The organism is Pseudomonas sp. P97.38 (assembly GCF_001269745.1).
Taxonomy (GTDB): domain Bacteria; phylum Pseudomonadota; class Gammaproteobacteria; order Pseudomonadales; family Pseudomonadaceae; genus Aquipseudomonas; species Aquipseudomonas chlororaphis_E.
In genome coordinates this window covers 31218-46332 of record NZ_LHVJ01000025.1, presented here as the reverse complement: position 1 = coordinate 46332, position 15115 = coordinate 31218, and the positions used below count along the sequence as shown (strand labels likewise).

Annotated in this window: 16 protein-coding genes; 3 read left to right on the top strand and 13 right to left on the bottom strand. The window is 61.9% G+C overall.

Features of this window, described 5'->3' with window-relative positions:
* Positions 1–41 precede the first annotated feature (41 nt).
* The 3 genes from AD664_RS20410 to AD664_RS20400 all read right to left on the bottom strand — a co-directional run bounded on the left by AD664_RS20410 (position 42) and on the right by AD664_RS20400 (position 2415).
* Positions 42–383 carry a four helix bundle protein gene (locus AD664_RS20410; RefSeq protein ID WP_042732315.1) on the bottom strand — a complete coding sequence of 114 codons (342 nt, stop codon included), beginning with the start codon at positions 381–383 and terminating at the stop codon, positions 42–44.
* A 104-nt stretch (positions 384–487) separates the two neighbouring features.
* Complete coding sequence (gene cysD, locus AD664_RS20405; protein WP_042732314.1) at positions 488–1405, bottom strand: sulfate adenylyltransferase subunit CysD; 918 nt, start codon at positions 1403–1405, stop codon at positions 488–490.
* 251 nt (positions 1406–1656) lie between these two features.
* Complete coding sequence (locus AD664_RS20400) at positions 1657–2415, bottom strand: Nif3-like dinuclear metal center hexameric protein (RefSeq protein WP_053149152.1); 759 nt, start codon at positions 2413–2415, stop codon at positions 1657–1659.
* A gap of 104 nt (positions 2416–2519) precedes the next feature.
* On the opposite strand from AD664_RS20400, the gene algW reads away from it, so the two are divergent.
* From algW to AD664_RS20385, 3 genes are all read left to right on the top strand, one after another.
* The gene (gene algW, locus AD664_RS20395; protein WP_042732519.1) at positions 2520–3680 is read left to right on the top strand and encodes a Do family serine endopeptidase AlgW; all 1161 of its coding nucleotides are present in this window, start codon (positions 2520–2522) and stop codon (positions 3678–3680) included.
* A gap of 235 nt (positions 3681–3915) precedes the next feature.
* Positions 3916–6021, top strand: a complete 2106-nt coding sequence (locus AD664_RS20390) for a TonB-dependent siderophore receptor (protein ID WP_053149150.1) — start codon at positions 3916–3918, stop codon at positions 6019–6021.
* Positions 6022–6033: 12 nt separating this feature from the next.
* On the top strand, positions 6034–6753 hold the full coding sequence (locus AD664_RS20385) for a DUF4198 domain-containing protein (RefSeq protein ID WP_053149147.1): 720 nt from the start codon (positions 6034–6036) through the stop codon (positions 6751–6753).
* A 186-nt stretch (positions 6754–6939) separates the two neighbouring features.
* Here the strand turns inward: AD664_RS20385 and hisC are convergent, their stop codons facing one another.
* The 10 genes from hisC to AD664_RS20335 form a co-directional block, all read right to left on the bottom strand.
* Positions 6940–7992, bottom strand: coding sequence for a histidinol-phosphate transaminase (hisC, locus tag AD664_RS20380; protein WP_053149144.1), 1053 nt, complete (start codon positions 7990–7992; stop codon positions 6940–6942).
* Complete coding sequence (gene hisD, locus AD664_RS20375; protein ID WP_053149141.1) at positions 7989–9332, bottom strand: histidinol dehydrogenase; 1344 nt, start codon at positions 9330–9332, stop codon at positions 7989–7991. Before hisD ends, hisC begins: the two co-directional genes overlap by 4 nt.
* 122 nt (positions 9333–9454) lie before the next feature.
* Positions 9455–10090, bottom strand: a complete 636-nt coding sequence (gene hisG, locus AD664_RS20370) for an ATP phosphoribosyltransferase (protein WP_042729872.1) — start codon at positions 10088–10090, stop codon at positions 9455–9457.
* Between the two features lie 146 nt (positions 10091–10236).
* Entirely contained in the window at positions 10237–11502 is a 1266-nt protein-coding gene (gene murA / locus AD664_RS20365) for a UDP-N-acetylglucosamine 1-carboxyvinyltransferase (RefSeq protein ID WP_042729873.1), read from the bottom strand.
* 22 nt (positions 11503–11524) lie between these two features.
* Entirely contained in the window at positions 11525–11764 is a 240-nt protein-coding gene (locus AD664_RS20360; RefSeq protein ID WP_042729874.1) for a BolA family protein, read from the bottom strand.
* A 113-nt stretch (positions 11765–11877) separates the two neighbouring features.
* Positions 11878–12183, bottom strand: coding sequence for a lipid asymmetry maintenance protein MlaB (locus AD664_RS20355; RefSeq protein ID WP_042729893.1), 306 nt, complete (start codon positions 12181–12183; stop codon positions 11878–11880).
* 8 nt (positions 12184–12191) lie between these two features.
* On the bottom strand, positions 12192–12845 hold the full coding sequence (locus AD664_RS20350; protein ID WP_042729875.1) for a phospholipid-binding protein MlaC: 654 nt from the start codon (positions 12843–12845) through the stop codon (positions 12192–12194).
* 11 nt (positions 12846–12856) lie between these two features.
* On the bottom strand, positions 12857–13324 hold the full coding sequence (gene mlaD, locus AD664_RS20345) for an outer membrane lipid asymmetry maintenance protein MlaD (RefSeq protein ID WP_042729876.1): 468 nt from the start codon (positions 13322–13324) through the stop codon (positions 12857–12859).
* Positions 13324–14121 carry a lipid asymmetry maintenance ABC transporter permease subunit MlaE gene (gene mlaE / locus AD664_RS20340; protein ID WP_053149138.1) on the bottom strand — a complete coding sequence of 266 codons (798 nt, stop codon included), beginning with the start codon at positions 14119–14121 and terminating at the stop codon, positions 13324–13326. Before mlaE ends, mlaD begins: the two co-directional genes overlap by 1 nt.
* Positions 14121–14930, bottom strand: a complete 810-nt coding sequence (locus tag AD664_RS20335) for an ATP-binding cassette domain-containing protein (protein WP_042729878.1) — start codon at positions 14928–14930, stop codon at positions 14121–14123. Before AD664_RS20335 ends, mlaE begins: the two co-directional genes overlap by 1 nt.
* Positions 14931–15115: the final 185 nt, after the last annotated feature.

The window sequence follows — 15115 nt, the reverse complement described above, 5'->3', positions numbered from 1 at the left end:
CCGAGCTGTAAGCTTCAAGCGGCAAGCTTGTCGGCGTACAGCTAGTCAGAAATTTTATTGATCAACCCGCCTAGCATCCTAGAGAGCTCTCGGGTTTCTTTAATCCAATTTTCAGCCAGTGGTTCTGCAATGTAAGCAATATCTCGGGCTATCAGGATCTGAGTGCGCAACTCTCCACAAGAAGCCTTCGCCATCCAGAGAAAGTGGATCTTTTCCTTGGAACTCCGACGCTCCATGCCTTCAGCAACATTGGAAGGCACTGAAAGTGCAGAACGGGTGATTTGGTCCTTGAATCCAAAATCCCCGCATCGCGCAAACTCTCGATAAATCCCCACCGCCAAACATTTGCTTCGCTGCCAGACAATCAACTTCTCGAAATCCATTACGAGTCACTCAATCGCGGCTCGCAACAACCGGCTGCAAGCACCAAGCTGCGAAGTTACGCATACCGCCTCTAACTTGCAGCTCGCCGCTTGTAACTCGAAGCTTAAAAGTACCCCTGACGTTTCTTATCTTCCATCGAGCCTGCGCCATCGTGGTCGATGACCCGGCCCTGGCGCTCGGAAGTTCGCGTCAGGAGCATTTCCTGAATGATGTCCGTCAGGCTTTCGGCCTCGGACTCCACCGCGCCCGTCAACGGGTAGCAGCCAAGGGTACGGAAACGCACTTTCTTCTTGACGATACGGGCTTTGTCCTCGTCGGACAGGTGCTCGAGGATGCGCTCGTCGTCGATCATGATCAGGGTGCCGTTCTTCTCGATCACTTCACGCTCGGCGGCGAAGTACAGCGGCACGATCGGGATGCCTTCGAGGTAGATGTACTGCCAGATGTCCAGCTCGGTCCAGTTCGACAGCGGGAACACGCGGATCGACTCGCCTTTGTTGACCTTGCCGTTGTAGACGTTCCACAGCTCCGGGCGCTGGTTCTTCGGGTCCCAGCGGTGCTTGCTGTCACGGAACGAGTAGACGCGCTCCTTGGCGCGGGACTTCTCTTCGTCGCGACGGGCACCGCCGAACGCGGCGTCGAAACCATGCTTGTCCAGCGCCTGCTTGAGGCCCTGGGTCTTCATGATGTCGGTGTGCTTGGCGCTGCCGTGGGTAAACGGGTTGATGCCCTGTGCCACGCCCTCGGGGTTCACATGGGTGATCAGGTCCAGGCCCATTTCCTCGACCATGCGATCGCGGAACTTGTACATCTCCTGGAATTTCCAGCGGGTATCGACGTGCATCACCGGAAACGGCAGCTTGCCAGGGAAAAACGCCTTGCGTGCCAGGTGCAGCATTACGGCGGAGTCTTTGCCGATGGAGTACAGCATCACCGGGTTATCGAACTCGGCGGCCACCTCGCGGATGATGTGGATGCTTTCCGCCTCCAGCTGTTTCAGGTGCGTCAGTTTGTCGACCATGGCTACTCACGAAAACTATCTTATGAACGGCCAGCGGGCCGTGTTCGAGCGGGGAATCCTAGCACAGCGACCTCTTCTAATCAGGGCGCCAACTAGATCGAAACAGCATATGGATATGCCAGGTGGTTCGGGCACTGCAACTGCTTTTTGTGGGAGCGAGCTTGCTCGCGATAGCAGTGTATCAGTCAGCACTGAGGTTGACTGACCCACTGCTATCGCGAGCAAGCTCGCTCCCACAATGTTATAAGCAATCAGATCGGATTCGGGCAATCGACGAAGATGTGCTCCAGGGCAAACCGGCGCGCCAGGTAGTCGCCCAAGGCCTGGACGCCGTAGCGCTCGGTCGCATGATGGCCGGCGGCGATGAAGCTGATGCCGTTTTCCCGGGCGCTGTGGAAGGTCTGCTCCGAGGCTTCGCCGCTGAGGTACAGGTCAACCCCGGCCAGCACCGCTTGATCGATGTAACCCTGGCCACCACCGGTGCACCAGCCGACTCGCCGGATCATCGACTCACCTTCGATCAGCAGGGGTTCGCGGCCCATGGCCTCCTGGACCTTGCGGGCGAAATCCCGTGCAGTCATGGGCTCGGCCAGGGAGCCCACCAGGCCGACGACCTTGGGGTTGTCCGGGTCCAGCGGCCCCTCGACCGTGATGTCCAGTTGGCGAGCCAGTTGCACGTTGTTGCCGACCTCCGGGTGCAGGTCCAGGGGCAAGTGATAGGCCAGCAGGCTGATGTCATGCTTGAGCAGGGTTTTCAAGCGACGCTGCTTCATGCCCGTGACGCAGGGGTTCTCGCCCTTCCAGAAGTAACCGTGGTGCACCAGCACCAGGTCGGCGCTGGCTTCCACGGCCGCGTCGAGCAACGCCTGGCTGGCCGTGACACCGCTGACAATGCGCATCACCTGGGGCGCGCCTTCAACCTGCAGGCCGTTGGGGCAATAATCGGCAATCCTGTTGCTTGCCAAGTAGCGGTCCGCTTCTTCGACCAGGGTGCTCAGGGCGACGGCCATGAAAAGACTCCTAAATATCCCGTTCAGAGGCGCGCGCGGCCTCGTATAATGCGCGACATTATGGGCGGTCCCATACCGCCTGCAACCTTTGTAGGACATGCTTAATGCTCAAGGCGCTGCGTTTTTCCGGCTGGCCGCTGTTGGCCGGCGTGCTTGTCGCTCTATTGATTATCCAGCGCTACCCGGAATGGGTCGGCCTGCCGAGCCTCGATGTCAACCTGCAGCAGGCGCCGCAACCCAAGACCCTGTTGCAGGGCCCGGTGTCCTATGCCGACGCCGTCACCACCGCGGCGCCGGCCGTGGTCAACCTGTACACCACCAAGGTCATCAACAAGCCCAGCCACCCGTTGTTCGAGGACCCGCAGTTCCGGCGCTTCTTCGGTGATAACTCGCCCAAGCAGAAGCGCATGGAGTCGAGCCTGGGCTCGGGCGTGATCATGAGCCCCGAAGGCTACCTGCTGACCAACAACCACGTGACCAGTGGCGCCGACCAGATCGTGGTCGCCCTCAAGGATGGCCGCGAAACCCTGGCCCGCGTGATCGGCAGCGACCCGGAAACCGATCTCGCGGTACTGAAGATCGACCTGAAGAACCTGCCGGCCATCACCATCGGCCGTTCCGACAGCATCCGCATCGGCGACGTCGCCCTGGCCATCGGCAACCCATTCGGGGTCGGCCAGACCGTGACCATGGGCATCATCAGCGCCACCGGCCGCAACCAGTTGGGCCTGAACAACTACGAAGACTTCATCCAGACCGACGCCGCCATCAACCCCGGCAACTCCGGCGGCGCGCTGGTGGACGCCAACGGCAACCTCACGGGGATCAACACGGCGATCTTCTCCAAGTCCGGCGGCAGCCAGGGCATTGGCTTCGCGATCCCGGTGAAACTGGCGATGGAAGTGATGAAGTCCATCATCGAACACGGCCAGGTGATTCGCGGCTGGCTGGGCATCGAAGTCCAGCCACTGACCCAGGAATTGGCGGAGTCCTTCGGCCTGTCGGGACGGCCAGGCATCGTGGTCGCGGGGATTTTCCGCGATGGCCCGGCACAAAAGGCCGGCCTGCAACTGGGTGACGTGATCCTGAGCATCGACGGCGAACCGGCTGGCGACGGCCGCCGCTCGATGAACCAGGTGGCGCGGATCAAACCCACCGACAAAGTCACCATCCAGGTGATGCGCAACGGCAAGGAGCTCAAGCTCACCGCCGAAATCGGCCTGCGCCCACCGCCTGCGCCAGTGGCCGTCAAAGAAGAGCAGTAGCCCGCTCAAATCCCCTTTGTGGCGAGGGGATTTATCCCCGTTGGGCTGCGCAGCAGCCCCCTCGAACCCTCAGACTGATCCTATGGCCTCTCGGGCTGCTTCGCAGCCCAACGGGAGCAAGCTCCCTTGCCACGAAGAACCTGGCAGCCTGCGATTTCGTGGCAAATCATGGATAGCATAAATTCTCATTAGTAGTGTTATATTGTTTCAATTAAGGAAATTGGAACAACATAACATGTCATCTCTAAAACGGATTTCCCTCGTCAGCCTGGCCGTCGGCCTATTGGGCGATCCAGCCTTCGCTGAAGAACCCCAGCCCCTGGAACTGGACGCCATCAGCGTCACCTCCGATTACGAATCGCCCTCCGGCCCCGTCAAGGGCTATCGTGCCATTCGCTCGGCCAGCGCCACCAAAACCGACACGGCCCTGCGCGACATCCCCCAATCGATCAGTGTGATTCCCGCCAGCGTGCTCAAGGACCTGGGCAGCACCCAGGTGGAGCGGGCGTTGGAATATGCGGGGGGCGTGTCGAAACAGAACAACTTCGGTGGCCTGACGCTCTACGAGTACAGCGTGCGCGGCTTCACCACCTCGGAATTCTACAAGGACGGGTTCAGCGCCAACCGGGGTTACCCAAGCACACCGGACACGGCCAACATCGAACGCATCGAAGTGCTCAAAGGCCCGGCGACGAGCCTGTATGGACGCGGCGATCCCGGCGGCACGGTGAACATCGTCACCAAGAAACCCCAGCCAGACGCCTTCACCACCCTGCAAGCCAGCGCCGGCAGCTGGGATCGCTACCGCACCGCGCTGGACGTCAACACACCGCTGGATGCCGAGGGCAACCTGTTGTCGCGGGTCAATCTGGCGATCGAGGACAACCACAGCTTTCGCGACCACGTCGACGGCCAGCGGGTCTTCGTCGCCCCCACGCTCAGTTGGCAACTGAACCCCGACACTCGCTTGCTGCTGGAAAGTGAAATCGTGCGTCACCGTTCGACCTTCGACCGCGGCATCGTCGCCCCGGACAATCGCTGGAGTGGCGTTTCGCGCTCGACTTTCCTGGGCGAACCCAACGACGGTGACATCGACAACCACAACAACATGCTCCAGGCCGCCCTCGAACATCAGCTCAACGACGCGTGGCAAGTGCGCCTGGCCAGTCATTACAAGCAAGGCGAGCTCTGGGGCTTTGCCTCCGAAGCACGCCCGCTGAATGCCGACGGCCACACCGTCAATCGCCGCTACCGCGAGCGGGACAACGACTGGCATGACAGCATCACCCAGTTGGAACTGCGCGGCCTGTTCGACCTCGGGCCCTGGCAGCATGAACTGCTGATCGGCAGCGAGTACGAGGATTATCGCAAGAACGAACGCGTCACCACCGTCAACGGGGGCGCTTACCCCATCGACCTCTACCACCCCGTCTACGGTCAGCCAAAACCCAACGGGCTGCGCACCGGCACGGACTTCTTCGAACGCGTGCAAAGCCGCGCGCTGAACCTCCAGGACCAGATCGTCTTCACCGACCGGTTGCGGGGCATGATCGGCATGCGCTACGAACACTTCGAACAGCACATCGACGATCACACCACCCGTCTCACCCGGCGCCAACGCCACGACGCCCTGACACAACGAGCCGGCCTGTTGTACCAACTGACACCCGAAGTCGGGTTGTTCGCCAATGCATCCACCTCGTTCAAGCCCAACAACGGCCTGGATGCCCAGGGAAAATCTTTCGCCCCCGAGGAAGGCACCGGCTATGAAGTCGGGCTCAAGAGCGAGTTGTTCGATGGGCGCCTGAGCACCACCCTGGCGGCATTCCATATCGAAAAGGAAAACGTCCTGGCCCTGGACCCGGGCACCGACACCAGCCGCGCCATGGGCAAGGCCCGCAGCCAGGGCATCGACCTGCAAGTTGCCGGGCAGTTGGCCGACGCCATCCGGGTGATCGGCGCCTTCGCCTACATCGATGCCGAAGTGACCCGAGGTGACGAAACCATTCCCACCGGCAGCCGGATCCTCGGCGTTGCCAAGCGCAGCGGCAGCCTGCTGGGGGTGTATGAATTCCAGGATGGGCGACTGCGGGGCTCGGACGTCGGTGCGGCGTTCACCTACGTCGGCGATCGCTCAGGCGAAGCCGGCGGCGACTTCCAATTGCCGGCCTACCACACCGTGGACCTGCTGGCGCATTACAAGGCCAGCGAGACCGTCACCGTGGGTCTGAACCTGAACAACGTCTTCGACGAAAAAAACTACGAACGCGCCTACAGCAACTATTGGGTCAACCCCGGCGAGCCGCGCAACTTCACCGTCAGCCTCACCCTCGACCTGTAAAGGAACCCCCGCATGAAACACCCCAAGACAATCGCCCTGCTCGGCCTTCTCCTGGCAACACAGGCTTCGGCCCATGGTTTGTGGACCGAACAACGGCGCGGCAACATCGAAGTGGTCTACGGCCATGGCGCCGAGGACAACGCGTTCAAGGCCCAGAAAATCAGCGGCGCCTGGGCTTATGATCTCGCCGGCAAAATGATCCCCGTCACGGTGCAACGCCTGCCCGACCATGCCCGCCTGCAACCGCTCAAGCCGCCGGCGGTGCTGGCGGTGGCACTGGACAACGGCCCGTGGTCGCAGACGGCCGACCAGCGCTGGGTCAATGAAGGACGCAGCAAAGTACCGGGGGCGATCGCGTCGACCCACACCTTCAAGTACAGCCTGGCCATCTACCAGCCGGGGGCAAAGCTGCCGAAGCTGGAGTCGATCAAGTTCCTGATCCGGCCCCAAGTCGATCCGCTGACGGTCGGCCCCGGCCAGTCGCTACCGGTGCAGGTGTGGCTGGATGGGAAACCGGCGGCCGGGGTCAAGCTGGTGGGCGACTACCGCAGCGCGCCGAACACCGTATCCACCGAAACCGACGCCGACGGCCGGGCTACGGTACTGGTGCGTAACGAAGGGTTGAATGTCATCGCCGCCCAGATGGAGATCCCGCTCAAGGACGACCAGGACGCTGCCAGCCGTGGTGTTTTCACCTCACTGACCTTCCTCGGCGAGCCCCATCACGAATGAGGCCTTGATGTACAGCCTGTGGGAGCAAGCTCGCCCCACAATGGATGGGTGGCGAACGTTGATCCTGCGGCCAATCCGAATGCCTGTGGGAGCGGGCTTGCCCGCGAAGGGGCCGGTACATCCAACATCTTTACAAGCTGAGCCAGCGCTTTCGCGAGCAAGCTCCCACAAGGCCGACCTAGGGCTTTAGAGTTCGCCCAAGCCGTCGATCAGCGCCTGGTTCTGCTCCGGGGTACCGATGCTGATCCGCAGGAATTGGGCGATACGCTCCTGCTTGAAGTGCCGCACGATGACGCCCTGCTCCCGCAGTTTGGCCGCCAGACCCGCCGCATCATGCCGGGGGTGACGGGCGAAGATGAAGTTGGCCGCCGACGGCAGCACTTCAAAACCCTTGGCCCGCAGCTGCGCCACCACCCATTCGCGGTGCTCGATGACCAGACGGCAGGTCTGCTCGAAATACTCGCGGTCGTCGAACGCCGCTGCACCGCCGACATTCGCCAGGCGATCCAGCGGGTAGGAGTTGAAGCTGTTCTTGATCCGCTCCAACGCCTCGATCAGGTCCGGATGGCCCACCGCCAGGCCCACCCGCAGCCCCGCCAGCGAACGGGACTTGGACAGGGTCTGGGTGACCAGCAGGTTCGGGTAACGGTCCACCAGGCGGATGGCCGTTTCGCCGCCGAAGTCGATGTAGGCCTCATCGACCACCACCACCGAAGCCGGATTGGCCTTGAGGATCTGCTCCACCGCGTCCAGTGCCAGCAGGCAGCCAGTCGGGGCGTTCGGGTTAGGGAAGATGATCCCGCCGTTCGGCTTGGCATAGTCCGCCGGGTCGATCCGGAACTGCGCGTCCAGCGGCACCGCGTCGAACGAAATGCCGTACAGCCCGCAGTAAACCGGATAGAAGCTGTAGCTGATGTCCGGAAACAGGATCGGCTGGTCGTGCTGCAGCAGGCCGTGAAAGATGTGCGCCAACACTTCGTCCGAACCGTTGCCAAGGAACACCTGGTTCCCCTGTACCCCGTAGTAGCGGGCCACGGCATTCTTCAACTGGTCACTGTTGGGGTCCGGGTACAGGCGCAGGTTGTCGTTCAACTCGGCCTGCATCGCCGCGAGTGCCTTGGGGGACGGCCCGTACGGGTTTTCGTTGGTGTTGAGTTTGACCAGTCGGGTCAGCTTCGGTTGCTCGCCCGGCACGTAGGGCACCAGGTCCTTGACGAACGGGCTCCAGAATTTACTCATTTCAGTTTCCCCTGCCCTTCACTGGAAAGCTCATCGACAATGCGGTACTCGGCGCTGCGGGCGTGGGCGCTCAGCGATTCGCCACGGGCCAGCACGGAAGCCGTCTTGCCCAGCTCGGACGCGCCCTGCTCGGAGCAGAAAATGATCGACGAACGCTTCTGGAAGTCATACACCCCCAGCGGCGACGAGAAGCGTGCGGTACCGGACGTCGGCAGCACATGGTTGGGCCCTGCGCAGTAGTCGCCCAAGGCTTCGCTGGTGTGGCGGCCCATGAAGATCGCGCCGGCGTGACGGATCTTCGGCAACCAGGCCTGCGGATCGGCGACCGACAACTCCAGGTGTTCCGGAGCGATGCGGTTGGCGACCTCGATGGCCTGCTCCATGTCATCGACCTTGATCAGCGCGCCACGGCCGTTGATCGAGGTGTTGATGATCTCGGCGCGGTCCATGGTCGGCAGCAGCTTGTCGATGCTGGCGGCGACCTTGTCGAGGAACCCGGCGTCGGGGCTGACCAGGATCGCCTGGGCGTCTTCGTCGTGTTCGGCCTGGGAGAACAGGTCCATGGCGATCCAGTCCGGATCGGTCTGGCCGTCGCACACCACGAGGATCTCCGAAGGACCGGCGATCATGTCGATGCCCACCTGGCCGAACACGTGGCGCTTGGCAGTGGCGACATAGATGTTGCCCGGCCCGACCACCTTGTCGACCCGCGGCACGCTTTCGGTGCCATAGGCCAACGCAGCCACGGCCTGGGCGCCGCCGATGGTGAACACCCGGTCCACCCCGGCGATGCAAGCAGCCGCCAACACCAGCTCGTTGATTTCACCGCGCGGGGTTGGCACCACCATCACCACTTCGGCCACACCCGCGACCTTGGCCGGGATGGCGTTCATCAGCACCGACGATGGATAGGATGCCTTGCCACCCGGCACGTAAAGGCCGGCACGGTCCAGCGGCGTGACCTTCTGGCCCAGCACCGTGCCATCGGCCTCGGTGTAGGTCCAGGAGTCCTGCTTTTGCCGTTCGTGATAGTCGCGTACCCGGGAGGCGGCTTTTTCCAGGGCTTCGCGCTGGGCCACGGTGATCCGGGTCAGGGCCAGTTCCAGGCGCTCGCGTGGCAGGATCAGGTCCGCCATGGACGCCACTTGCAGGCCGTCGAACTTCTGGGTGAACTCCACCAGCGCGGCATCGCCACGCTCGCGCACGGCCTTGATGATGTCCAGCACCCGCTGGTTGACCGAGTCGTCTGACACACTTTCCCAGCTCAGCAGATGATCCAGATGATGTGCGAAATCCGGATCGGCAGCGTTGAGTCGGCGAATCGAAGTGGGAGCGGTCATAGCGAGGGCCTCATTAATGGCAAATGCTCAGGCGCCCTAAGCTACCAGTCCATTCGCGTGGGCACCTGAGAAAATTGGCTATGACACGGATAGACGGGCGCGACCGAAGTCGCGCAGGTGTATCAGCCGCGGTGTCGCGATTCCACTGCCTTGCGCAGGGTATCGATCAAAGCCTGGATACGGGCGTGCTGCATTTTCATCGAAGCCTTGTTGACGATCAGCCGGGAGCTGATGTCCGCGATGAAATCCTGGGGCTCCAGGCCGTTGGCCCGCAGGGTATTACCGGTGTCGACCACGTCGATGATCTTGTCCGCAAGGCCGATCAGCGGCGCCAGTTCCATCGAACCGTACAGCTTGATGATATCGACCTGGCGCCCTTGCTCGGCGTAGTAGCGCTTGGCAATGTTGACGAATTTGGTCGCCACCCGCAGGCGCCCCTTGGGCTGCGGCGCGCCGACTTTACCGGCGGTCATCAGCTTGCAACGGGCGATTTGCAGGTCCAGGGGCTCGTACAGGCCCTGGCCGCCGTATTCCATCAGCACGTCCTTGCCGGCAACGCCCAGGTCGGCCGCGCCATGTTCAACGTAGGTTGGCACGTCGGTGGCACGCACGATCAGCAAGCGCACGTCGGCCTGGGTCGTGGGGATGATCAGCTTGCGGCTCTTGTCCGGATTCTCGGTCGGCACGATGCCCGCTTCAGCCAGAAGCGGGAGGGTGTCGTCAAGGATACGGCCCTTGGACAGTGCGATGGTCAACATGGAAAGCGTCAGTCCTTATCAAGGTACTCGTGCCCGGACGCAAACGGCGCCGGACACACATCGAGGGTGAAAACACCCTCGATTTGAAACGAATCAAAGGACGCGTCCTTGCGCCCACGGAAAGTGCCTGAGCAGCGCCTTTCCAACTAGCCCGGTACGCGGCGGATCTTGGCGCCGAGCATCTGCAGTTTCTCTTCGATGCACTCGTAGCCACGGTCTATGTGGTAGATGCGGTCGATCAGCGTGTCGCCTTCGGCAATCAGGGCCGAGATCACCAGGCTGGCCGAGGCCCGCAGGTCGGTGGCCATCACTGGCGCGCCCTTGAGCTTCTCGTTGCCGGTGACGATGGCGGTGTTGCCTTCGACCTGGATCTTGGCGCCCATGCGGTGCAGCTCGTACACGTGCATGAAACGGTTTTCGAAGATCGTCTCGATCACAGCGCCCGTGCCTTCGGCAATCGCGTTGAGGGAGATGAACTGGGCTTGCATGTCGGTCGGGAACGCCGGGTACGGAGCAGTCCGCACGTTAACGGCCTTTGGCCGCTTGCCGTGCATGTTCACTTCGATCCAGTCTTCGCCGCAGGTGACTTCGGCGCCAGCTTCCTTGAGTTTTTCCAAAACCGCTTCAAGGATGGTCGGATCGGTGTCCTTGACCTTGACGCGGCCGCCGGTGACGGCAGCAGCCACCAGATAGGTGCCGGTTTCGATCCGGTCCGGCATCACCTTGTAGGTGGCCGAATGCAGGCGCTCGACGCCGTCGATGGTGATGGTGTCGGTGCCGGCACCGCTGATCTTGGCGCCCATGGCGATCAGGAAGTTCGCCAGGTCCACCACTTCAGGCTCGCGCGCGGCGTTCTGCAACACGCTGCGGCCCTTGGCCAGCGCCGCGGCCATCATGATGTTCTCGGTCCCGGTCACGCTGACGGTATCGAAGAAGAAATGCGCGCCACGCAGGCCGCCTTCAGGTGCCTTGGCCTTGATGTAGCCGCCTTCGACGTCGATCACCGCGCCCATGGCTTCCAGGCCGCGGATGTGCAGGTCCACCGGACGCGAACCGATGGCGCAACCGCCAGGCAAGGCGACTTCGGCTTCGCCGAAACGGGCGACCATCGGGCCCAGGACCAGGATCGACGCACGCATGGTCTTGACCAGTTCATACGGTGCGACCAGAGTCTTGATGGTGCGCGGGTCGATCTCGACGGCGAGCTTCTCGTCGATCACCGGCTCGATGCCCATGCGGCCGAACAGCTCGATCATCGTGGTGATGTCGTGCAGGTGCGGCAGGTTGGCCACGGTTACCGGGCCATCGCACAGCAGGGTCGCGGCCAGAATCGGCAGAGCGGAGTTCTTTGCCCCGGAAATACGGATTTCGCCATCAAGACGAACGCCGCCGGTAATAATCAGTTTATCCATAAGAATCTCGACGCCCTTGGGCTCAGGTGCGCTCGGCCCAGGCCGCGCTGCTGAAAAATTTCATAGTGACCGCGTGGATGCTGCCATCGGTGATCCATGGGTTCAAATGGGCATAGACCTGCTGCTGACGCTTCACCGGGCTCAATGCCGCCAGTTCATCGCTGATCACGTTCAACTGAAAGTTGCAGCCTTCGCCTTCAACTTCCACCTGCGTACCTGGCAGTTTTGCTTCAAGGAAGCTCTTAACTTCTACAGCCTGCATGCTCAACCTCAATCGGCGCCCAGTGCGCGCGGGTCGCACATCATACAAAAAAGCCCCGCGCCTGCGAACCCCGCGTAGCAGGACTCTGACAGGGGGCTTTTCGCGGATGTGGGTCAGGGGTGCGCCAACAGCTCGGTCAATTCGCTGACCTGGGCTATTTCGCGCATGTCTTCGGGCATCGCGCGGATGCTCCACGTCTTGCCGGCCGCCTTGGCGTCCCGGATGAAGCACAGCAGCAGCGACAGGCCGACACTGCTGGACTTCTGCACCGCCGAGCAGTCAATGACCACCTCGGCGGCACCGGAGGACTTGATCAGCGCCTGGCCCTGCTTGCGCAAGGCCGGGCCGGTGCGATAGTCCAGCACACCACTGAGCATCAGCTCGCCGGCCTGGCCCGGACGAACGGCCGATTCACTCACCGGCTCGATCATTGTTCCTGCTTCTCTTTGGCTTCTTCGGTCACTTCCTTGGCCTTGGCGACTTCGCCAGCCCAACCGTCGATGGTCTTGTCCAGGTTGTTGCCATTGCGCTGCATCGCGTCGGCGAACTGGTCACGGAACAGTTTGCCAATGTTGATGCCGTTGATGATCACGTTGCGCACTTTCCACTCGTCGTTGATCTTCTCGAGCGTGTAGGAAACCGGGTAGACCGCGCCGTTGTTGCCCTTGACCTGCATGTCGACGCTGGTGCGGGTACCGCTCTCATCCTTCGCCGGCGAGACGGTGATGCCCTGGTTGTTGTACTCGAGCAACGCGTTGCCGTAGAACTGCATCAGGCTGCGCTTGAAGTTTTCCTGGAAGCGGGCCATCTGCGCAGGGGAGGCCTTGCGCGAGTACTTGACGGTCATGATGCTCTTGGAAATGCCGTCGGCGTCAACGACCGGGCCGACGATGCCGTTGAGCGCGTCATAGAACGCGCTCGGGTCCTGCTTGTATTTCTCTTTGTTGGCGGCAAGGTCTGCCAGCAACCGGGTGGTGGTGTCCTGGATGATGTCGTGAGCCGAAGGCGCAGCCACGGCGTTGCCCATCAGCGGCAGCGCCGCGAGCAACACCAACAGGCCACGTCGCAAGATAGAGATCATTCAAAAGCTCCTCATTTGGCGTCTTTGCTAACGGTATTGAGCAGGAATTTACCGATCAGGTCCTCGAGCACCAGGGACGACTGCGTATCGTGGATGGTTCCGCCGTCCTTGAGCACGGTTTCTTCCCCGCCTACGCTGAGGCCAATGTACTTCTCGCCCAGCAGCCCAGCCGTGAGGATAGATGCCGTGGTGTCAGTCGGCAGGTTGTCCACGCGCTTTTCCAACTGCAGCGTCACCCGACCGGTGAAATCCTCCCGGTTCAGATCGATTGCCGTGACCTTGCCGATGGTCACGCCGGCCATGGTCACCTTGGCTCTGACAGTCAAACCGGCGATATTGTCGAAATAAGCATAAAGTTTATAAGTGTCGGTGCTTGCCGTCGGCGCCAGCCCACTGACTCGCAGGGCCAGCAGCAGCAAAGCCAGGATGCCAGCCAGCAAGAAAAGGCCGACACCGATTTCCAGGGTGCGGTTTTGCATCAGAAATCTCCAAACATCAAGGCGGTCAGAATAAAGTCAAGGCCCAGGACCGCCAGCGAGGCGTACACCACGGTCTTGGTTGTGGCACGGCTGATCCCCTCTGACGTGGGCTCACAGTCATAGCCTTGAAACACGGCGATCCAGGTCACCACGAAAGCGAATACGGCACTTTTGATCACGCCATTGAGCACATCGCCGAGGAAGTCGACGCTGTTCTGCATGTTGGACCAGTAGGAACCTTCATAGACCCCCAGCCAGTCGACCGCGACCCAGGAACCGCCCCAGATCCCGACGACGCTGAAGATCATCGCCAGCACCGGCAGGGAAATGAAGCCGGCCCACAGGCGCGGGGCAATGATGTACTTGAGCGGGTCCACGCCGATCATTTCCAGGCTGGACAGTTGCTCGGTGGACTTCATGTTACCGATTTCAGCCGTCAGCGCCGAACCGGCACGCCCGGCGAACAGCAGCGCGGTCACCACCGGGCCGAGTTCGCGCAGCAGGGTCAGCGCGACCATCTGCCCGACGGCCTGCTCCGAGCCGTAGCTGGACAGGATGCTGAAGCCTTGCAGGGCCAGCACCATGCCGATGAAGATCCCGGAGACCACGATGATCACCAGGGACATCACGCCCACGGCATGCAATTGCTTGACCAGCAGGCCAAAACCGCCGCTGGTGGAGTTGCGGCCCAGCAAGGCGTGCATCAGGAACAACGAGGAACGGCCCAGCACGGCCACCACGTCGATACCCGATCGGCCAAACAGGCGGATTCTTTCCAGTAATGATTTCTTGCGCATCAGCGCTTCCCCAGCAGATCGGTACGGTAATCCGTGGCCGGAAAATGGAACGCCACCGGGCCGTCCGGATCACCCTTCATGAATTGGCGAATGCGCGGGTTGTCCGAGTCCTTGAGCTCCTGGGGCGTGCCCTGCCCCAGTACCTGGCCATCGCCGACCACGTAGATGTAGTCCGCGATGCTGGCGGTTTCGGCCAGGTCGTGGGACACCACGATACTGGTGATGCCCAGCGCGTCGTTGAGCAGGCGGATCAGGCGCACGAGCACGCCCATGGCGATCGGGTCCTGCCCGACGAAAGGCTCGTCGTACATGAGGATCTTCGGATCGAGGGCAATCGCCCGCGCCAGGGCGACCCGGCGCTTCATGCCACCGGACAGCTCGTCCGGCATCAGGTCGAGGGCGCCACGCAGCCCGACGGCCTGCAGCTTGAGCAGCACGATGTCGCGGATCATCTCTTCCGGCAGGTCGGTATGGACCCGCAGGGGAAAGGCCACGTTTTCGAAAACGTCCAGGTCGGTAAACAATGCACCACTCTGGAACAGCACGCCCATGTGCTTGCGCGCATCGAACAGGTCGCTGCGCGACAACTGGGGAAGATTCTGGCCATTGACCCAGACTTCGCCGGCACTGGGACGCAGCTGCGCGCCCATCAGCCGCAGCAACGTGGTCTTGCCGCACCCGGAAGGCCCCATGATGCCGGTCACCTTGCCGCGTGGAATGCGAATATCGATGTCATTGAAAATGCTGCGCGTCCCTCGCTTGAAGGACAGCCCCTTCAGCTCGACCGCGTAAGCGTTGTCGGCACTCATCTAAACTCCTTGCGATGCAGCCTCACATTCGAATGCCCCGGCCTGCCGACAAACGCCGGTACCGCCGGGCACCCGAACCGGCGGCGAACTATATCACTGCAACACCCTTGCGCCCAAGGCCCAAGCCAGGGGCGAGTCGGCCTGGATCCACCGATAAAGACCACACTTTGTGTCAGGCCGGGCGA